The following is a 21864-nucleotide window of genomic DNA, read 5'->3' as shown; positions in this document are numbered from 1 at the left end:
ACCTTTGTGGTGTCCTTATGGAATCCCCTTCCTCAAACATTCGTGAGAATGTTAGGTGGGGGTAGTTCAATAACTCAACAATAGCGATTCTGCTTATTCACTTATCTAACTAACGCACCATTTATCTGGATTAACTTTTAATTGATAAGTTCCTCAAAGAAGTTCTCTAATTCGGGCGCATCATCAAGGAATTCATACTGTAAATTACTTTCACCAACATCATATCTACTCACATATATTCTCCCATCTATGTAATTAATAATGATCGTTGCCCCTTCTACTGTATCAACAACTACTTGAGCATTAGAAAGCGGGACTTTTTCTTCTGAGATTTTCTGTGGGTCATACTGATTAAACCATTCAACAATTTTTATACATTCACTTTTTGGTACTCTTTTTATATCTGTACCCTTTTCCCATAAGTGAATCGCCTCAACTTGATTTATTGTGATAGGTTGATGAAAATTGGTTAATTCTTTATTTTGCTTATATTGACCCCACCAAAGTGCTGCTATTATTAAAAATACGACAACTGTAAGGATATACATTTTTCTTTTCATATTTACCGCTCCATTATTAATTATAACCAGTTCGTTAGTTGAACAAGTAATAACAGTTAATTTTATCTAATCTAAGTGTATCATAGCGTTCAGTTTTCGCACCAAATTCCTTTTAATAATTATTTTTCTATATCCGTTTTGATTCTCTAGTGTTAAATACTTAAAACCATATAAGATAATTGTCCACATGTTTAATTACAACAGCATAAAATCTCTGTATACATTCTTTTAAATGGCTTGATTTAACTTTTCCTTTTGTTAATCTATCCATTTCTAATCCTCTAAAAAATCAATGAGTCACAATCAATCTCCATTTGACAAAGAACCCATTTTTTTAATTTAACAACATAAAAAGACCGATAGGCTCTAAACCTATCGATCCATTTTTTATAAATCTTTAACGACCGCTTCGATAATTGTTTCCATATACTGCGGCAAGTCACTTGGTCTCCGACTAGAAATAATATGCCCCGATTTGACGACTGGTTCATCAATCCAGGTGGCACCCGCATTTTTTAAATCATCGATAAGCGCTGGTGTACTTGTCATTGTTACATCCCTAACAATATCAGCTGAGATCAGCACCCAACCTGCATGACAAATCTGACCAATCACTTTCTTATCTTGATCCATCGCTTTGACAATATTCAACACACTGTCGTAACGGCGCAGTTTATCTGGCGCCCAGCCACCTGGGACGAGTAACACATCATAATCCGCTGGGTCAATATCTTCAAAGGCATGCGTTGATTCACACGGCACACCGTACTTCCCAGTGTAGACTTTACCTTTTTCCGTACCAGCAATATCGACCGTAGCCCCAGCTTCTCGCATTCTTAGGACAGGGTACCATAATTCTAAATCTTCAAACGCTTCGTCAACAACTTGTAACACGCGTGTATCTTTTAACTTCATCACACTTTAGCCTCCTTAAGTTTTGTCGCTCTTCTTTATGTTTAACCGTAAAATACCCGAGTTAAACTCCACCTTTTGTTGGATTTAATTGTATGACGAAAGAAATGATATAACACTAGCCGAAACATCTTGTTGGTAACCAATCTCTGAAATAACCGCCGCGCCATCAATATGATACTTCTTTAACCGAGGCATATCTCTGGCCCTTAAGCCACCAATCGCAACTATAGGGGTATCTCCTACATGATCTTTAATTGCTTTTAACCTTGAAAATCCAATGGGTATTTTTGCATCTGCTTTAGTTAAGGTTGGATAAATTGGACCTACCCCAATATAGTCAGCGCCTCGTTTTTTTGCTATGATTGCTTCTTCAAGATTCGTTGCCGATATCCCGATAAACATCTCTTTTGGCAACACGGCTCTTGCTTGTTCAATCGACACATCATCTTGACCGAGATGAACGCCATCAGCACCTAGTGCCATCGCCAGTTCAAGATCATCATTCACAACAAATGGTACACGATATTGTCTACATAACGCTTTCACTTTATATCCGTATTCAATAAGGGCAGTACCCTTGAGCGCAAAGGGACCTTTCTCTCGTAACTGAAACATTGTCACCCCACTCTTAAGTGCTGCCTCAATAATCGGTAAACTAGCTTCTTCTATATAAGCCTCACCAAAAATAAAATATAACCTCAACCATTCACGCTGAAACATTAGCTACTCACCTCAATCACAGCTTGTTTTTTCCATTCAGAAATACTCAGGGTAGCTAAACAATCGATAAAATGCATTTGAAAAGAACCTGGTAGTTCGCTTCTTTCTGCCGCTACCTCACTTGCGACAGTATAAAAACTGACTGCTTCTGCCGCAGCTTCGATATAATGATCATCATCAGCTACGGCTAAAAAAGCGGCGATGACAGAGGTAAGTAAACACCCCGTCCCAGTGACCTGTTTTAGTATTGGCGAGCCGTTTTTCAATCGGTAAAGTGTTTTGCCACTATAAATCATATCTTCTTTCCCCGTCACAACAACCGGGATACGATAGCGCCGATAGAAGGCTCTCGCAATCGTCCCTACATCCGTATCAATATCCCCTTCGACACCCTTACCAGCTTGTTTAAGTGAGACAAGGGTCATAATTTCTGCCGCATTGCCTCTGATGAAACTAATCTTTAACGTCTCAAGTAAATGTGTAACGACACGCATCCGGTAATTTGAAGCGCCAACACCAACGGGATCTAACACAATAGGAATCCCTTTTTCCTGAGCTTTTCTTCCCGCTACTTGCATCGCCTGAAACACCGGTTCTGTGATTGTACCGATATTCAAAACAAGCGCATCTGAAATATTTATAATGTCATCCATTTCTTCTTTTTCATGCGCCATAAGCGGCGAAGCACCGAGGCATAAAGCCCGTTTGCGGTAACATTCATCACGACTTGATTCGTGATGTTGTGAATGAGAGGTGCGCGTTCTTTTACTAATTCTAAGTAATGCATTATACCTCACCCCCTCTAGTATCTTGACAAGTGTTTATGTCATTGGGTACCCCTTTTAACCGGTAACCAAAATGATTCGTCGGCCCGTTACCACGTCCGAGGTCAATCCCGTAAAAAATTGCAGCATGAATAAACGCTTTTCCTAAACTGACCGCATCAAGCATCGATTGACCTTTCGCAAGTTCTGCGGTAATAACCGCACTATACGTGCAACCTGTCCCATGTGTATGTTTCGTCTTGACTCTTTCTTTCGTTAAATAGTGCACTACGCCCCCGTCATAAAAGACATCAGTAGCTTCCTCAGTTAAATGCCCACCTTTTACAACTGCAGCGCTGGCACCTAACACATGCACCAGATCTTTCGCGGCTTGTGTCATCTCCTCTAACGTTGTAATCGAACGGTCCAATAACAAACTTGCTTCTTTTAAATTCGGTGTCACAAGTGTTGCTTTTGGAATTAATACTTCCCGAATAACCGCACGAGAACTCTCTTCCATTAAGACATCGCCACTCGTTGCGACCATGACTGGGTCTAATACATACGGAATATCGGGGTATTTTGTTAAATAGTCACCAATCAATCTCATCATTTCTTCGGTCGCAATCATGCCTGTCTTTATCGCATCTGGTTGAATATCATCAAAGACACAGGCCAGTTGCCTGTCAATCATCTCAATTGGTTGATGATGAATTAACGATACACATTGCGTATTTTGCGCAACAACAGACGTAACCACACTCATACCGTAGACACAACGTTCTTCAAATGACTTGAGGTCCGCTTGAATACCCGCACCTCCTGTTGGATCGGTCCCGGCAATCGTTAATGCTGTTTGAACTTTTTTCATTTTCTCCACTCCTTGTAGACGCAAAAAACCGCTCCTCATAGGTCGAGGAACGGTTGTGAGTGTATGATTAAAACGAACGCCAATAAAGACGCTAGGTTTCACAAGAGTCCCACTTCCCTACGTTGGTACTAACCAAATCAGGTTCAAAGGGACCAAAGTGATTCACTTTATCTCAGCACACATGTGCGCCCCTAGCGGTTTCATCCGTATTTATTTGTTAACTTAACCATAGTGAATATGAGAAAGTTTGTCAAGCTTATTGAAGCAAGCCAATATCTTCTGGCGGCCAAATCCGAAAGACGATTTCACCAATCACACTGTCTTCTTCAATCACACCAAAATAACGACTATCCCGGCTATCCGGTCGATTATCTCCTAAGACAAAATACATCCCTTCAGGTACTTCCGTTAAGCCTAATTCATTCATACTAAAATCATCGGTATACGTGTAGCCATCCAACTGACTTAAGACATCTTCTAAATAGACTTCTGGATAACTGACCCCGTTAATGAATAACACATCATCTTTTACTTCAACATAGTCACCCGGTAACCCAATGATGCGCTTCACATAATTCTCTTCAATAACTGAATCAGGTGCAACAAAAGCGATTTGGTCAAACCGTTCTAACTCGCCCAATTTACTTATAATAATTCGGTCACCATCATGCAAGGTCGGTTCCATTGACGTTCCTTTAACAACAGACGGCGTCATCACAAATTCTCTCACGACAAGCACAATCACCAATGCAATCACAATGGCTTTGATCCAGGAAATCAATTCTTTTACCATCTCTAACCCTCATTTATCTTTTTTTCTTATTATACGCGCTTTCCATAAGAAAATCCATGATTTCACTGAACAGACAAAAAACCTCATGCGTAGAAAGCACGAGATTTTAATTTGACTATTTAATTTATGACGTAACCTTTTGATCATCACTCACTATTCATTACGTGATACCACTCAATCTAATCATCCACTTTTAAAAAATGTGTGGCTGCGACTCTCATGAGAACATATGCCATTAAACTGACGCCAAGTAACAAGAATAACGCCGCATAAGCCAACATCACTTGAGCTAACACATAGACTAGACCGACAGATATAATCGTTTGAATCGGTCTTGCGACAGAATAAATAAGCGCGACTTTTGGATAATCTCGTAAAGGAAAATGATAGTGAACAAATACCGGAAATACCGTCATCAAACTTAATATAACGATAGCGGTTAGAAGAATAATGATAAAGAAATAGCCTTTTGAAAATAAGGCGTGATCGATTAATAAGGCCACGCGGTAATTACCATAGAGTATCGCCACGGCTAATACATACAGGTAACCTAACAGATTTGCTTTCAATAGATTTTCTTTATAACTCTTCCAATATTTTTTGAACACATCATCGTCATCTTTAAAGACAATCATTTGTCTTAAAACGTAGAAAAGGGCTGCTAAACTAGGGAAAAAGCCGATAATACCTAGCCCCAATACACTCCCTAACCAAAAACAGATATTTAATAGAATGAGGTGGAAACCAAGTGTACCTACTTTTATAAACCAGCTTTGACGATACATTTTAGTCCACCTCTTTCCATTAATTGATGTATGCTAACACTTTGTCTGCTTCAGGTATTGATTCAATGGCGCCAACTTTGGTGCATACAAGCGCTGCGGTCACATTAGCATAAGTAATCATCTCTGTTAATACTGCTTCATTTTTAATCACTTCAAGCGGTTGAGCATAAGTTGATAACTGAGATAATAATGCGCCAACAAACGCATCTCCTGCCCCCGTTGAATCGATTGCTTCAACTTTAATACTGTTGATTACTTTTTTAAAGTCACGCGTAGACACATAAGTCCCTGCCTTACCTAGTGTCACTGTCACGAGAGACACGCCCTCATCATGAAGCCGATCAACTGCCTCAGCCATATTATCTTGTTGCGTTAATAACAATAATTCCTCTTCACTTACTTTAACATAATTAGCATAAGGTAAGCAGTGATACACCCACTCAACAAAAGCTGGTTGATCATTACCCCAAAGATCCGAACGGTAGTTAGGATCAAAGGCGATAAATTGCTGCCTTTGCTGTCCTTTTTTCATCATGTTGATATACGTTTTGCGAAAAGGATCCGTTAATAAAGCTGTGGCTGAGCCAAAATGCAACGTATGCATCGAATCAATTAAGGTTTGATCAAGATCCTTTCCCTCTAATAATCCATCCGCTCCTCGCATAAATTCAAAATCTCGTTCACCACTTGAATCTAATGATACAAAAGCTAACGTTGTTTTAGCAAGGTTTGTTTTTAATAAATGATCTGTTTTTACTTTTGCGGCTGTTAAGGATTGTTCGAGGAAGGTGCCAAAAGCATCTTCCCCTACTTTTCCGACAAAGTACGCCGCACCACCATGTCTAGCAATAGCCGCCGCCACATTTGCAGGCGCACCGCCTGCTTTTTTCTCAAACGACTTACCTTCCACTAGTGAAACATCTATATCTGTACAAAAAAAGTCAATCAGTAATTCACCAATACATGCGATATTATTCACCATACCTTTTCGTTCACCCCTTACTCAGTCTCATGACTTTACCTGAAACCAATGACGAACGCTGATTAACTGATGTTACCATTAAGTCAGAAAAGCGCTCAAGTGGATAGACAAGGCTTGTTAGTGCTGATGTACCACCGTCAACAAATAGTTCAATCGATGACCGATCTAACACGATCGATAACTGAACATGTCCCGTATTGATTGGTGCCGTTTGCACTTCTTTGAATAATGGCGAAAAGTCTATTTGTCCTGCTTTACTTCGGTCAAGTATTAATATTCTATCATGAGCGTCTAGTGTCAACGTTAATTGATCATCTTCTTGTGACTGGAGTGTGATCACAACCTGATCGGCAGCATCCAGTTGTAACTCTAAATCAATCTGCATCGCTTCTTTAAATGTTGGTACAGTGACGACATCTGTTAAATCACGTGTTGTCATCACTAACTGATCAGTCACATAGGGTGATAGTTCGCTCACTGGCTCCTGCTTAGCAATCAGTGAGTCGCCTTTATGTGTTAATGATAACACGCGAGGTAGTGTCATTTGACTACGCCAGCCACCCGTTGGTACGACATTCGCATAACGCCAATTGCTCATCCATCCTAAGTAAATTCTTCTACCGTCTTCTTCTGGTATATCTGAAAAACTAACACCAGCATAATTATCCCGGCCATGGTCAAGCCAGCGAACATTTGTATCAATCGGTGAAAACACTCGGCCGTCAAAGTCCCCAATGAAATATTGCGTTTTTGAACCTACATCAAGTTTGTCATTATCACCGACACTAACAATCATAAGCCACTTCTTATCAGTGGTTCCGTCGATAGGTAGTTCGAATAAATCCGGACATTCCCAGACCGCTTCTTGATAGCCAACACCTTCACCAAATTCACTTTCAAATCGCCAATCCTTTAAGTCCTTAGATGAATACATCATGACGGTTTGTCCGGTCGCTAAAATCATCACCCATTTATTTGTTTCTTCATACCAAAATACTTTAGGATCTCTAAAATCTATTTTTTCTTCACTTATTAAAACGGGATTCTGTTCATATTTTATCCACGTCTCTCCTTCATCAAGGCTGTAGGCTAAACTTTGATATTGTTCTGGTGGTTGTTGTTCCCGGTCTAAATGATGGGTGAAAATAGCCACTAAGCCATGTCCACCATTAAAAAATCCGGTTGTGTCATGCCAGTCAACAACGATACTTCCTGAGAAAATCATTCCTAGTTCATCAGGGAAAAGAGCAATCGCTCTTTCTTCCCAATGAACCATATCCTCACTTACCGCGTGTCCCCAGTGCATAGGACCCCAAACGGTGCTATCAGGATTATGTTGAAAGAATAAATGATATTTCCCTCGATAAAAGACCATGCCGTTCGGGTCATTCATCCAGTTTTCTTTAGGTGCAAAACGAAGCTGTGGTCGATAATTCTTTCTCTGTTTAATTTCTAGCAAGCTAAACATCCTCTCTATTTTATTATTGCGATCGATCGTATCCTTCTTGTTTAATTTCTAACCATTCTTGCACATTTAATCGTTCTAATTCTGCAAGGTAAGCATCCCATTCTTCATCCGCTTTCCCGTTCGTAATCCATTCCGCTTTAATGCGGTGAATATATGGAATGAGATCTGCTTCAATCGTTGATATACGATCTAATTCATCTTCATCAAAAAACACTTTTGGATAGATATTTTCAGCACTCATGTGCGGTACCATCACGTCATTCATTAAATCAAGTCGCCAAGCAGCATCATCTGGCATAGTTGTATCTTTACCATAGTAACTATCTAAAATAGCAAGCGGCCCGCCTATCGATGTTTTCTCTCTTAATTCTACTGGCGCCGCTCCGTCTAACGGCAAGTGACGTAACATATCTGCGGCTTCATCATATTCAAAGATATTTTGAAGTTCATCATCACCATAGGTTCCCCAGTTGTTTTGAACGGATTGTTTCGGTGCATAAAGCTGATCAATCCATTTGGCCGTAAGTTCTAAATTCTCGTTAGCGCTCGTAATAACCATACGTGAACGATCAAATCCCATCCCATTTGTCCGCGCAACATTCACTGTTCCGTCAGGTCCAGCAAGTGGATTCATTAAGTCATAATTATCACCCATACCGGTAATATTTCCTTTATCCCACGTAAAGTACATACCGTAGCGACCTTCTTGTCCTTTTGCGACGTAAGTTGGCCAATCATGTTCAAATGCTTCGATATCAATTAATTGTTCTTCATACAATTCATTCATAAAATTAATCGCATCTTTATAGCCATCTTGCATAGATGTTAGTAGCACTTCACCGTCATCTGTCACAACGGTATGATCCCAGTTGTCACCAAGGCCAAATGAAGCAAATAAGAAGCCTGGGTCTTGCCCGCCGTCATTAATAATAAATGACATTGGAATTGTTTGACCATCACCTGCAGGGTCGTTGTCTCTAAAAGCAATCAATACTTCTTTTAACTCCTCAGTTGTCTGGGGCATGTCTAACCCTAACTCTTCGATCCATTGAACATTTATCCAAGGGAAATTATCAACTGAGTGAATACTTCCTTTCCCTTCACCAAGTTCTTCAATCCAAGGGAAGGAATAAATATTACCATCAGGTGCAGTCATCATCGCCTCATATTCTGGCGCTTTCTCTAATACCGCTTGTAAATTCGGCATATACTGATCAATCAAGTCATTTAATGGAATAATCGCGCCGTCATTGGCGTAGTTTAATAATTCATAATCACTAAAAGCGGCGTTCATGATTGCATCTGGCATGTCACCAGTTGCTAGGGCAAGGTTTCTTCTTTCACCAAACGTGTCACCGGTAAAGTTTAACCAATCAACATGGACACCTGTTTCTTCTTCTAAACGTTGGAAAATTAATTTATCATTAGGGTCCTCAGGTGCTAACGTTGAGCTTGATGTCATAAACTTTAATGTGACATCCTCTTCCTCTAAAGGAAACTCTATATTTTCTAATTCATAATCATCAGAATGCGCTTGTTCATTACCTCCACCACAAGCTGTTAAAACAAGACTTAACATAACGAGTAATAATCCCATCACTTTTTTCATTTTTATAACCCCCACTTTATTTTAGTGAACCTACCATAACACCTTTTTTCGAAATACTTTTGGAAAAACGGATACATGACCATGAGCGGTAAACTTGCGACAACAATCGATGAGTACTTAATCATTTCAGCAATTCTTTGCATTTCAGCGCGTGCTAATTGATCGGCAATCATACCCGGCGGTACTTCGTTTTGGACTAATATTCGCGAAGTACTAACTGTAATGGATAGAGCGATTGATCATCCAAATAAATCATCGCATTGAAATATGAATTCCATTGACCAATAAAAGCAAACAACGCAATGACGAAAATAATTGGTTTTGATAGTGGTAAAATGACACTTAAAAATATCTTCAAGTCACTTGCACCATCAATTTGCGCTGCTTCTTTTAATTCGTTTGGCACCCCCTTAAAGAATGTTCGTGTAAGAATAATATTCCAGACGCCAACGGCTCCCGGCAAAATAATCGCCCAAGGGGTGTTTAACATCCCTAAGTTTCGGACAACGAGATAGGTTGGAATCATGCCACCATTAAAGAACATCGCGAATAAAAAGAAGATCGTAATGACTTTTTTACCTACGAGTGTTTCAACTGATAAAGAATAACCAGCCAAAACAGTGAAGACTACCGCAACAAACGTAAAACCAGACGCATAAAAGACTGAGTTTAAAAATCCTCTTACGATTGAACCGTCTTCAAAAATTCTGCGGTATCCATCTAACGTCCAGTGATCTGGATTGAATGAAATTCCTTGATTGAGTAGGATATTTGGTTTTAAGAACGACCCTATTAAGACATAGGCAATGGGAACAATAACAGCTAGAACAATTAACACGAGCAATACCTTATTGACGAATAAAATCAGTCGATCAACAGGTGAATTATTTATTAAAGAATGACGTGCCATACAATCAACCTCCTTGTTTTAGTAAAGTGTTTCTCCATTTAATCTTTTTACAACAGTATTCGCAATGACGAGTAAGATCAGACCAATAACTGTATTAAATAGTCCAACAGCGGCACCAAACGACCAGTCACCAGCTAATAACCCACGTTTATAGACATACGTATCAATAATTTCTGATGCCGGTATATTCATATCTGTTTGTAAAAGATATGCTTTTTCAAATCCAACACCCATAATGCCACCAATCGCTAAGATGAATAATACCGCCATGATTGGTTTAATCACTTGCACATCAATGTGCCAAATCCGTTGAAGTAACGATGCCCCGTCAAGTGTTGCGGCGTCATGTAATTGTGGATCAGCATTTGACAATGCGGCGACATAGACGATAGATGAAAAGCCCGCTCCTTGCCATATACCAGAAGTAATAAAGATAGTTCTAAAATAAGCAGGATCAGATAAAAATGATACCGGGTTACCAGTAAACTGCGTAATCAAAGCATTAATTGGACCTGCCGGTGATAAGAAAATAAATAGCATACCAACAATAACAACGGTTGAAATAAAGTGTGGTGCATAAATAACTAACTGAATATTTTTCTTAATATTCATCCGTCGTACTTGATTCAGCATAAGCGCCAGAATAATCGGTACTGGAAAACCAATAATTAAGCCGTAGACACTTAATTTAATCGTATTCATAAAAATTCTAATAAAGTTAGGTGATGTGAGAAAACTTCTAAAGTGATCTAACCCTACCCAGTCACTTCCGAAGATCCCTTTCGTTACACTAAAGTCTTGAAAAGCAATTAACACCCCATACATCGGAATATAATTAAATATAAAAACTAACAATACAGCTGGAAGTAAAAATAGATAAAGAACATAATTCTTTTTAATATAAGCCCATTTCGATTCTTTTTTATCGATGCGGCTTTTCCCACCTTTTCCTCTGCTTGGCTTTTGTTTCATAACGTTTAACACTCTCCCTTTACTTAGTATGCGCTTACAATAGAAGGCGATTAATATGTCAACCGGTTGACATATTACGTAATAAAAACTTGAAATTTATATCTTGATTATAATGACCGCAAGAAAGAATGTCAACCGGTTGACATAAAATAATTTTAAAAAACAACATAGTTTAATAATTGAGGGAACTATGTTGTTTTTCCTTTAATCAATTCTACTGGTAATGTCACATTTTTAACTTCAAAGTTATCTGATTGATTGATTTGTTCCATCAGTATTTCTACAGATACTCGTGCAATTTCTTCAATCGGTTGTTGAATCGTTGATAAATCCGGCAATAACATGCGAACCGCCTCAGCCCCATCATAACCAATGACTTTTAAATCTTCTGGTACACGGATTCCTCTATTCTTTGCCTCATTTATAACCTTCGAAGCAATCATATCATCACTAGCAAAGACAGCTTCTAGATCAAGGTTCTCATTAAACAAGTCTTCTAAGTAAGTATCTGAGATTTCATACGTTCTGTAAGGAAGGTTATTCTTTTTCATCGTATCTTCATAGGCATCTCTTCGCAGGTTTGCGGGGGTTTCTAATTCTCTTGGCCCATTAATATGAATGATTTTTTTACATCCTCGATCAATTAAATGTTGTGTTGCCAGTTCACCACCACGATAGTTATCACTAGAGACAACAGGAATGTGATCGGCTAAAATACGATCAAAACTGACGATAGGCATGCGCGATTTTTTATATAAATCAATGCCACGATTGTGTGCACCTGCAATAATGCCATCAACTTGGTGTCGTTGAAGCATCTCTAAGTATGCACGTTCCTTATCTTCACGCCCGCCACTATTACAAAGCAATACTTTATACCCTAGCGATTCACAAACATTTTCTAAATGATAGATTAACTGTCCATAAAACGGATTACTCGTTGTTGGAAAGATCACACCAACGATAAAGGTTTTATTAATGAATAACGATCGCGCAATCTCATTCGGGTAATAATTAAGTTCTTCCATCGCAGCGTACACTTTTTTACGTGTTTTTTCACCAATATATCCTCGGTCGTTGAGCACACGCGACACGGTTGTTGGTGATACTTCAGCCAATTTTGCTACATCGGCCAATTTCGGTTTTTTCATGACAAATCTCCTATACCTTTTAGTAATGAAACAATCGCATAGTCTCATTGTAAATTAAATTAATTTTTTTGCAAATATATTAACCATCATTTTTCCAAAATGAGTCTATCTTTCTTCTTTCTGCACTAAAAAACCTAACGTCTCATTTAACGTTAGGTTTTTGATTAGCACTTTACTTCGACGCTAGTACATCATCAACCATCGCCCGAGTATGCTTCAGATCTTCTTCGTCTGGATCTAAGTCAACTTTAACGAGTTCACCGTAAACTGTAGCACCGACAGACTCAAAACGTTCTTTAAATTGATCAAGCGCGACGCCGTATAACGGATAAAAAGAATCACATGAACCGAATAAGCCAATGCGTTTACCTGATAAATCCTCATCTTCAACCTCATCATAAAAATCCATCAACTCAAACGGTAAATCCCCGTCACCGTACGTGTAACTACCAAAGAAAATCACATCGTAATCGGCTAAATCGAAGGCATAAAACTCATCACTTGGAATATGGAAGGTACTATGTTCGAGATTTTTCTCGTCTAAGTAACGCTTTATTTCATCAGCAATACACTCCGTATTACCTGTCATACTTGCATAAGCTACTGCTATTTTCATAAATATTCACCTCATCATTATCATAGTGATAATGATTTTCACTGTCAAGTTATTCTTCGTCACCAGAAGCAAAATCAACGCACTTCCGAATTGCCTCTTGAATCATCTGATCAAAGTTATGTTCATCTAATACTTGTAAGCCTTTTTCCGTCACACCACCTGGTGTCGCCACTTCATCCATTAAGTCTTGTGGACATTTTAAATCAGACGTTAACATTTCTGATGCCCCTTTGACCATTTGCGCCACGAGCTGTTTAGCCACAACTTCTGTTACACCAGCTTTTTGCACCTCTTTAATTAACACATCCGCAAACCGGTAGACAAAGGCCGGACCACTCCCGGTAATCGGTGTAATTTGATGCACTTGTTGCTCGGTTAATTTTTTAAACTGACCGATACTAAACAGGATTTTTTCAATATAATATTCATGTTCATCTGTCACATGATGCCCTAAAGTAAAGAGCGTCATCGACTCTGCTTTTGATGCTGCCGTATTTGGCATGAGCCAGCTGACAGGTGTCCCTTCTGGTAAATGTGATTCAAGATATTTTACATCAATCCCTGCCGCAACCGTAAGCACGAGTTGACCATCAATAACGTCACTGAGTGACGCTAATACTTCTTCATGCGCTTCAGGTGGAACGGCTAAAATAATAATATCTTGGTCTGAGACGTGATTTTGCCACTGATTAGTCGTTCTCACACCAAAGCGTGCTTCCACTTCTTCTAATCGTTCACTGTTTCCATTATTTCCAACCAAGATTTCACTAAAATCTGCATGTTTTAAACCATCAATGATCGCTTGCGCCATACGTCCGGCACCAATCATTAAAATCTTTTCTTTTGACATGAAAGATTCCCCCTAGATTCATTTTAACGTACATAGGCTACGTGAATAATTACCCGTTTTTACTCTATTAAAAACAAGCCTCACTCGTTTCTCCATTCTTTACTATACAAAAAAATAATCTTCGAAACAAGGTCATTTAAAAAGAAATCCAACAGGAAGGCATCCAGTTGTATCTTTACATTGTTAGCTTGATTCATAACAAAACAACAAGCACCAAAAGGCACTTGTTGTTTTGACTGAAATATTTAAACGCCGTTACTTACCTGTTACTTTTAACTCAACATCGATGTTACCCCTGGTTGCTTTAGAGTATGGGCAGAAGTTGTGAGCAAGTTCTGCGAGGTGTTCTGCTTCTTCTTGTGAGACCCCTTTAATCTCTACATGTAATACGACACCAATTTTAAAACCGTTATCGCTTGGGTCTTTTAGTAAACTCACATCTGCCGTTAATGTTGATTCAATCTCTTTCTTTTGGCGTTCTGCCATTAAATTTAATGCGCCATCATAGCAAGCGGCATAACCTGCCGCAAATAGCTGTTCAGGGTTAGAGCCTGTTTCACCACTACCTCCGGCTGGGTTCACTAAATTTAAATCGATCAAACCATCATCTGATTTTACATGACCATCGCGGCCACCTGTTGCTGTCGCATGGGACGTAAATAAAACATTACTCATAACTTGATCCGCTCCTTTATAATTAGTTTCATACTATGTTTACCTTCTTAATCGGGTTTCTAAACCCTTCCGTATAAAAATAGTGAATTTAAGTCTTTCTCACTAGTTGTTAGTGATGAGAATGATTTAACTCTCCCTGTTCCCGCTTATGTTTAAGAAAGAATTTTTCCATCAGATAGGTTGCCACCAACACAAGTAATGACACGCCGACAATCAGTAAATCGGTCTGGAATTTATAGATGACAAAAGCAATTAAAACAATACTATCAATCAATATTGCACCACCTACGATGACACGATGACTATTTACCTCATCTTTTAGCTTATAGAATAGTCCCCAGTGGATTAAAATATCCATCACTAAATATAAAATCGCCCCCATCGAAGCAATCCGACTAAGATCAAAGAGCACTGTTAACACCATCGCAATAACGACCGTATAGACGAGTGTGTGTTTTTGAATACTGCCTGGCATACCAAAGTGTGAGTGTGGAATGAGCGACATATTGGTTAGCATCGCCAGCATTCTCGATACCGCAAATACACTCGCGATAATTCCTGAGATTGTGGCAATAATGGCAATAATAACTGTAAACCACACACCAAGTGAACCAAGTGCCGGTTCAGCTGCTGCCGCTAAGGCGTAATCTTTTTGGTTAATAATCTCAGCTAGAGACAAGTTTGTCGACACAGCCCAAGCAATCAAGAGATAAACAACGAGACTAATGATAATCGATAGCGTAATCGCACGCGCAATATTTTTCTTCGGTCTTTCAATTTCTTCCCCTTGATTGGTGATGGTCGTAAAACCTTTAAAACTTAGAATCGTTAACGCAATCGCCGCAACAAAACTGATGCCTGTCACTTCCGGTGTTTGGGATGACGATTCAGGTAATTGAAAACTAAAATTCACAAGCACAAGCCCGGCTCCAGCAAATATCAACAATCCGATAATTTTAAGTAACGAGACAATCGACGTAAATGACTGAATAAAAGCATTACCTGATATATTGACTAAAAAAGCAAACAACAACAGACTAACACCTAAAATTTGTACCCAGTACGAACCGGTATCCGCGTCAAATAACTGAAGCGTATACGTACCGAAGGTACGAGCAACGAGACTTTGATTAATGACCATTGAAAAAGCCATCAGTAACGACGCAAATGCCGCAACCGTTCCTTTTCCATATTCTTTGACTAAGTACATACCAATTCCACCAGCTGATGGATAAGCTTGACTAAGTTTTTGATAAGAGTACGCACTAAAACCGGTGGCGATCCCACCGAGAACGAAAATGAGCGGAAACCATTTCCCACTTAATTCTGCGACTTGACCAAGCAGGGCAAAAATACCTGCGCTAATCATGACACCCGTACCAAGGCCGACCGCACCAATTAGTTTAATGCTATTCTCTTTATATTCACTCATGCTTGACCTCCTTTTGAACGTCATTAAATAACTGACTACTATTAACTTTACCTTCATTATTGGAATTAAAACCAATTTATAAGTATTAAATAAAGAAATGACTTTCGTCGCTTCTTTTTTACAAGTTATCAACTTATATTTAGACGATACTACTATTCATAACGTTTTAGCCATACTTCTAAAATAATGCCGTACACAATACCCGCGAGAAAACTAACGACATCAACATAACCACTCGTCGCATAGAAGGCAAACGACACGAGAAGACCAAGGACTGCACCTCGTAAGGCTACTTGTTTCTTAGTCACTTTCGGCCAAGCAGCACCAATGACGAGCCCCATTATGACCCGGTTATACCAAAGCGCAAACACAAACGTAAGCGATGCATCAAATCCCGAACGAATATAAGCACCAACAACACAGAAAAGCCCTAAAATAATCCCACCTATCAACGACATTTTTAAACGTTTTGTCATCACGCCAAATCACTCCTCCATTTTTTTGAACCATTATATTTAAGTATAGCCTCTTGATATGGATTCAAAACAAAAAAGCCACACTCTACGTGTGACTTTACCTTTAACCTAATGCAACATCTAAAACCATCATCACAGTAAAACCAACCATTAACGCCATGGACGCTAAATCTCGGTTACCATTTTCTTGCGATCCTGGAATGACTTCTTCTGCGACAACGAAAATCATCGCACCGGCCGCAAAGCTAAGCGCTAACGGTAAAATTGGTTCCATCCAGGTCACAAGTAACACACCAATCACTGCTGCAATCGGTTCGACCATCCCAGAGAACTGACCATACATAAAGCTGCGTCTTCTTGACATGCCTTCACGTCTGAGTGGCATTGAAACAGCCGTTCCTTCTGGGAAGTTCTGAATTCCAATACCAATACCAAGTGTGACAGCTGCCGCAAGTGAACTTGTGTCAAATCCAGCCGCAACCGCACCAAAAGCAACCCCAACCGCTAAACCTTCCGGAATGTTATGAAGCGTAATCGCGAGCACTAACAGTGTACTACGACGCCGGCGATCCGGGTGAATCCCTTCTGCCGTATCCAGTCGAGCGTTCGGGTGAACGTGGGGAATAACTTTATCAATCCCCCATAAAAAGATACCCCCTAACATAAATCCAACAGCCGCTGGTAACCAAGCAGGCCACTTATCTTGTTCTGCCATTTCAATAGCCGGTGCTAACAGTGACCAATAACTTGCCGCAATCATCACACCACCCGCAAAACCTAACATCGCATCAAGAAACTTTTGATTCACGCCCTTCGTGGTAAAAACAAGGGCTGCCCCAAGCGCCGTCATCCCCCAAGTAAACAGTGTCGCAACGAGCGCCTGCATGACCGGTGGTAACTGAGTAAAAAACTCTACCATACGTGTAACTCCTTTCTCTTTCCAAATATACTTTGATTTCTTACTATAGTTTTATATTTTCATCTCTATTATGGATTATACCAATATTTTTGCCTTAGGTAAACTTTTTTAAAAAAAAGTATCTTTCATTTGTTGGATATCGTTATTCATAATTTATTCATACTTTTTTTATCCGTGCATCCATTCGTCATTTTTTTAAACACTTAATCAAGAAAAAGCATTCAACTTTGTCGTAGTTGCCGGTTCGTAGTAATGTGTCACATGGTCCATTTTAATCTTATTAAGACGGGGAAGTCCCATCCCTTGCCCAAAGGCGATTCATCCCCACTTACTCATTGGGCTTAGCCATAACATTCCTTGAAGATGGGGGTTTTCTCGCCTAATTTAGATAAAAAATACCTCAATACTGAAGTAGTATTGAGGTAGGCATTATTCCGTCTTCTCGCTTTTTACTATTTAAAAACTTTGATCCGCTCATCTACTGATTGGAAAGTTTTTTCGCCCGGTGCTTCTTCTGGTTTGCCAAACGGCATTTGCGCACGTAAGCTCCATGCTTTTGGAATATCAAAGCGTGCTTTGACATCATCGTCAATCAACGGATTATAATGCTGCAAGGAGGCACCTAACCCTTCTGCTTCTAAGGCTGTCCAGACGACATATTGCAACATACCCGACGCTTGTTCCGACCAGGTTTCGAATTTATCTTTATACAATGGCATTTGTTCACCTAGGCCTTTGACTACCTCAGTATCTTCGAAGAACAACACCGTTCCATAACCCGCTTTAAACGAGTCAATTCGCGCTTTTGTTTTATGAAAATTTTCTTCTTTTACGAGTGGACGTAGATGTTCTTTCGTTAGATCCCAAAGTGCTTTGTGATGGTCATTAAACAAAATCACCACCCGGCCACTTTGTGAATTAAACGCATACGGCGAATGTTTCACCGCAAATTGGACGACTTCCTCAACGTTTTCTTTTGAAACAATCTCTTCATCGCTAATCGCGTAATATGACCGACGTTCCTCAATAGCTTGTCGCAATAATTTTGACATAGAAATATTTCCTCCTTCAGTATGATAAAATTTTTCTGTTATCTGTACTATTACCGAACGATCCCTCCTTTAAACACTGACGATTTTCATTTGTAAGCAACTTATATTGATTCCAAATTAAAATTGGACGCATGTAAAAAGCAATCACCCTTTCACCATCGTTAGCTCACTGCCACACCGTGAGCTAACTCAAAAAGACCTACAAGCAAAAGGCTTGTAGGTCTTGATTATTCTATTTAAGATTGTGGGATCGCAATGGTTTTTTCACGATTTAAAATCGCTTCTGCATTTTTCACTCGGTCTTCAGTCGGTGGTTCAACACCTTCTAATTGATAATCTAAACCGAGGTTTTCCCATTTATACACACCTAACTTGTGATACGGCAACACGTCAATTCGTTCAACGTTAGACAGCGTGGCAATAAAGTCAGATAAGCGTTGTAATAACACATCATCATCACTACCGCCAGGAATTAGCACGTGACGTACCCAAATCGGGACATTCTTTTCATCTAAGTAACGGGCCATGTCTAAAATATGATCATTTGAAACACCCGTAAGAACTTTGTGTTTCTCAGGATCAATTTGTTTTAAATCGTAAAGGATTAAATCAGTGACATCCATTAATTTATCGAGTGTTTCAATAAAGCGAGGGGCACGACTGAAACATCCACCTGATGAATCGATACATGTATGAATATCATGTTTCTTCAGTTCAGTAAACAATTCAAGTAAAAATTCCGCTTGAATTAAAGGTTCCCCGCCACTTACTGTTACACCTCCGCCTGATGAATCGAAAAAATCCTTGTATTTCACAATATCTGTGACAAGTTCTTCCACAGTCATCTCTTTACCGCCCGACATCTTCCATGTATCTGGATTATGACAAAACTGGCAGCGTAATAAGCAACCTTGTGTAAAAATAATATAACGTAAACCTGGGCCATCTACTGTACCAAGTGTTTCAATTGAGTGAATGCGTCCTTTCATGTGAATACCCCCTGATGATAAAAGATATAGGAGGAGACAAGTCTCCTCCTATACGATTATACCTTATTTCAAACCGACTTACATGCTTTCGTGGAAAGTACGGTTAATAACATCGATTTGTTGTTCTCTCGTTAACTTGATGAAGTTAACAGCGTAACCTGATACACGGATCGTTAATTGTGGATACTCTTCTGGATGTTCCATCGCATCAAGTAATGTTTCACGATCAAATACGTTAACATTTAAGTGGTGACCATTTTTCTTCGCATAACCATCAAGCATTGCTGCTAAGTTAGCTTTTTGAGTGTCAGCATCTTTACCAAGTGCTTTTGGTACGATTGAGAATGTGTTTGAAATACCATCCATTGCGTACTCATATGGCATTTTAGCGACTGACATAAGTGACGCTAATGAACCATTTTCGTCACGGCCGTGAAGTGGGTTAGCCCCTGGTGCAAATGGTTCACCTGCCCGACGTCCGTCTGGTGTATTACCTGTTTTCTTACCATATACAACGTTTGATGTAATCGTAAGAAGTGATTGCGTATGTGTTGAATCACGGTAAGTTTTGTGTTGTTTTACTTTATTCATAAAACGCTTCACTAAGTCTGCCGCGATATCATCTACGCGATCGTCGTTGTTTCCGTATTTAGGGAAGTCGCCTTCGATTTCATAATCGACAGCTAAACCGTCTTCGTCACGATGGTACGACTTTTGCGTATTTAATTGCTGAAAGTGAGTCAGCTACAACTGAAAGACCTGCGATACCACATGCCATTGTACGGAATACTTCACGGTCATGTAGAGCCATTTCAATTCTTTCATAGCTGTACTTATCGTGCATGTAGTGAATGATATTAAGAGCATTCACGTAAACGCCTGATAACCAGTCTAACACAGTGTCATATTTACTCATCACTTCATCGTAATCTAAGTACTCAGAAGTAATTGGTGCGTAAGCTGGCGCTACTTGTGCTTTAGATTTCTCATCCACACCACCGTTGATTGAGTAAAGTAATGCTTTTGCTAAGTTAACACGAGCCCCAAAGAATTGCATTTGCTTACCAATACGCATCGCTGATACACAACAAGCAATACCGTAGTCATCGCCATAATGGCTGCGCATTAAATCGTCATTTTCATATTGAATTGAGCTGGACTGAATCGACATTTTTGCACAATATTTTTTATAGTTTTCTGGTAAGTTAACTGACCATAAAACAGTTAAGTTTGGCTCTGGAGCTGGACCTAAGTTGTCTAATGTGTGTAAGAAACGATAAGAGTTCTTAGTAACAAGTGGACGACCATCTTCCGCCATACCAGCAAGTGATTCTGTTACCCATGTTGGGTCACCAGAGAATAATTCATTGTATTCAGGTGTTCTTGCAAACTTCACAAGACGTAATTTCATAACGAAGTGATCCACAAGTTCTTGTGCTTCTTCTTCTGTCATCACACCATTAGCGATATCACGTTCAATGTAGATATCTAAGAAGGTTGATGTACGACCAAGACTCATTGCCGCACCGTTTTGTTCTTTAATCGCTGCTAAGTAACCAAGGTATAACCATTGGAAAGCTTCTTGAGCATTTTCAGCTGGGCGAGAAAGATCAAAACCGTAAGTCGCACCTAATTGTTTTAATTCATTTAAAGCACGATATTGTTCTGAATGCTCTTCACGATCACGAATCACATCGTCACTCATTACACCGTTGCCACCAATTAAATCGTAATCAGCTTTTTTAGCTGCCATTAACTTATCAATACCGTAAAGGGCTACACGACGGTAGTCACCGATGATACGTCCACGACCATAAGCATCTGGAAGTCCTGTTACGATACCAGCACGACGCGCCGCACGAATGTCTGGTGTGTAAGCATCAAAAACACCTTGGTTGTGTGTTTTGCGGTAATCTGTGAAGATTTTTTCTACTTCTGGGTCTAATTTATATCCGTAAGATTCAGCTGAAACTGATGCCATGCGGATACCACCAAATGGTTGTAAAGAACGTTTGAATGGCACATCTGTCTGAACACCAACAACCTTTTCTTTATCTTTGTTTAAATATCCCGCATCGTGAGAAGTGATTGTTGAAACAATCTTTGTATCTAAGTCATAAACGCCACCACGTTCGCGTTCTTCTTTTGTAAGTTCCATTACTTGATCCCAAAGATCTTTCGTTGCCTGAGTTGGACCTGCTAAGAAATCTTCATTTCCTTCATAAACAGTAAAGTTTTTGATGATAAAGTCACGCACATCAATTTCTTTTTTCCAGCGACCGTCAACAAATCCGTTCCAAGCGCTACTCTTTGCTACTTCTTCTACAGTTTTCATTTACGCTTCCTCCTCGAGTG

The 21864-nt window shown here is 39.5% G+C and carries 19 protein-coding genes, 3 pseudogenes and 1 riboswitch; all 22 genes and pseudogenes read right to left on the bottom strand.

Annotated elements, in window-relative coordinates; translation table 11 throughout:
• Positions 1-137: 137 nt before the first annotated feature.
• Positions 138-560, bottom strand: coding sequence for a hypothetical protein (locus tag JCM19043_RS05975; protein ID WP_062320852.1), 423 nt, complete (start codon positions 558-560; stop codon positions 138-140).
• A 387-nt stretch (positions 561-947) separates the two neighbouring features.
• The gene (locus tag JCM19043_RS05970; protein WP_062320855.1) at positions 948-1475 is read right to left on the bottom strand and encodes a type 1 glutamine amidotransferase domain-containing protein; all 528 of its coding nucleotides are present in this window, start codon (positions 1473-1475) and stop codon (positions 948-950) included.
• An 84-nt stretch (positions 1476-1559) separates the two neighbouring features.
• Positions 1560-2195, bottom strand: coding sequence for a thiamine phosphate synthase (gene thiE, locus JCM19043_RS05965; protein ID WP_062320850.1), 636 nt, complete (start codon positions 2193-2195; stop codon positions 1560-1562).
• Positions 2195-2916, bottom strand: a pseudogene (gene thiM, locus JCM19043_RS05960) (hydroxyethylthiazole kinase). The gene thiE and the pseudogene thiM overlap by 1 nt, the downstream one beginning before the upstream one ends.
• A gap of 65 nt (positions 2917-2981) precedes the next feature.
• Entirely contained in the window at positions 2982-3830 is an 849-nt protein-coding gene (gene thiD / locus JCM19043_RS05955) for a bifunctional hydroxymethylpyrimidine kinase/phosphomethylpyrimidine kinase (protein ID WP_062320846.1), read from the bottom strand.
• Between the two features lie 97 nt (positions 3831-3927).
• Positions 3928-4033, bottom strand: a riboswitch (TPP riboswitch).
• 53 nt (positions 4034-4086) lie between these two features.
• Entirely contained in the window at positions 4087-4623 is a 537-nt protein-coding gene (gene lepB / locus JCM19043_RS05950; protein WP_062320845.1) for a signal peptidase I, read from the bottom strand.
• Between the two features lie 179 nt (positions 4624-4802).
• On the bottom strand, positions 4803-5408 hold the full coding sequence (locus tag JCM19043_RS05945; RefSeq protein ID WP_062320842.1) for a YesL family protein: 606 nt from the start codon (positions 5406-5408) through the stop codon (positions 4803-4805).
• Between the two features lie 19 nt (positions 5409-5427).
• Entirely contained in the window at positions 5428-6390 is a 963-nt protein-coding gene (locus JCM19043_RS05940; RefSeq protein WP_197274753.1) for a carbohydrate kinase, read from the bottom strand.
• A 10-nt stretch (positions 6391-6400) separates the two neighbouring features.
• Entirely contained in the window at positions 6401-7849 is a 1449-nt protein-coding gene (locus JCM19043_RS05935; RefSeq protein WP_231631420.1) for a glycoside hydrolase family 32 protein, read from the bottom strand.
• 22 nt (positions 7850-7871) lie between these two features.
• On the bottom strand, positions 7872-9467 hold the full coding sequence (locus JCM19043_RS05930) for an extracellular solute-binding protein (protein ID WP_062320838.1): 1596 nt from the start codon (positions 9465-9467) through the stop codon (positions 7872-7874).
• Between the two features lie 16 nt (positions 9468-9483).
• Positions 9484-10377 (bottom strand): annotated as a pseudogene (locus JCM19043_RS05925) (carbohydrate ABC transporter permease).
• Between the two features lie 18 nt (positions 10378-10395).
• On the bottom strand, positions 10396-11349 hold the full coding sequence (locus tag JCM19043_RS05920; protein ID WP_062320836.1) for a sugar ABC transporter permease: 954 nt from the start codon (positions 11347-11349) through the stop codon (positions 10396-10398).
• A 188-nt stretch (positions 11350-11537) separates the two neighbouring features.
• On the bottom strand, positions 11538-12500 hold the full coding sequence (locus JCM19043_RS05915; protein WP_062320833.1) for a LacI family DNA-binding transcriptional regulator: 963 nt from the start codon (positions 12498-12500) through the stop codon (positions 11538-11540).
• Between the two features lie 172 nt (positions 12501-12672).
• Positions 12673-13116 carry a flavodoxin gene (locus tag JCM19043_RS05910; protein ID WP_062320831.1) on the bottom strand — a complete coding sequence of 148 codons (444 nt, stop codon included), beginning with the start codon at positions 13114-13116 and terminating at the stop codon, positions 12673-12675.
• Between the two features lie 49 nt (positions 13117-13165).
• Positions 13166-13966, bottom strand: coding sequence for a pyrroline-5-carboxylate reductase (gene proC / locus JCM19043_RS05905; protein ID WP_062320829.1), 801 nt, complete (start codon positions 13964-13966; stop codon positions 13166-13168).
• 255 nt (positions 13967-14221) lie between these two features.
• Positions 14222-14641: an organic hydroperoxide resistance protein gene (locus JCM19043_RS05900; RefSeq protein WP_062320827.1), complete on the bottom strand. Its 420-nt coding sequence runs from the start codon at positions 14639-14641 to the stop codon at positions 14222-14224.
• Positions 14642-14750: 109 nt separating this feature from the next.
• Positions 14751-16073: an APC family permease gene (locus tag JCM19043_RS05895; protein WP_062320825.1), complete on the bottom strand. Its 1323-nt coding sequence runs from the start codon at positions 16071-16073 to the stop codon at positions 14751-14753.
• Positions 16074-16225: 152 nt separating this feature from the next.
• Positions 16226-16549, bottom strand: coding sequence for a hypothetical protein (locus JCM19043_RS05890; RefSeq protein WP_218161163.1), 324 nt, complete (start codon positions 16547-16549; stop codon positions 16226-16228).
• Between the two features lie 103 nt (positions 16550-16652).
• Positions 16653-17468 carry a ZIP family metal transporter gene (locus JCM19043_RS05885; protein ID WP_062320822.1) on the bottom strand — a complete coding sequence of 272 codons (816 nt, stop codon included), beginning with the start codon at positions 17466-17468 and terminating at the stop codon, positions 16653-16655.
• 452 nt (positions 17469-17920) lie between these two features.
• Entirely contained in the window at positions 17921-18520 is a 600-nt protein-coding gene (locus JCM19043_RS05880) for a nitroreductase family protein (RefSeq protein ID WP_062320820.1), read from the bottom strand.
• Between the two features lie 236 nt (positions 18521-18756).
• Positions 18757-19509 (bottom strand): pyruvate formate-lyase-activating protein, encoded by a 753-nt coding sequence (pflA, locus tag JCM19043_RS05875; protein WP_177220730.1) that lies wholly within the window; start codon positions 19507-19509, stop codon positions 18757-18759.
• Positions 19510-19587: 78 nt separating this feature from the next.
• Positions 19588-21844, bottom strand: a pseudogene (pflB, locus tag JCM19043_RS05870) (formate C-acetyltransferase).
• Positions 21845-21864: the final 20 nt, after the last annotated feature.

The sequence above is a fragment of the Halolactibacillus sp. JCM 19043 genome (assembly GCF_001310395.1).
GTDB lineage: Bacteria > Bacillota > Bacilli > Bacillales > Amphibacillaceae > Halolactibacillus > Halolactibacillus miurensis.
The sequence above is the reverse complement of the archived record's forward strand: the minus strand, read 5'-3'. Positions and strand labels throughout refer to the sequence as shown.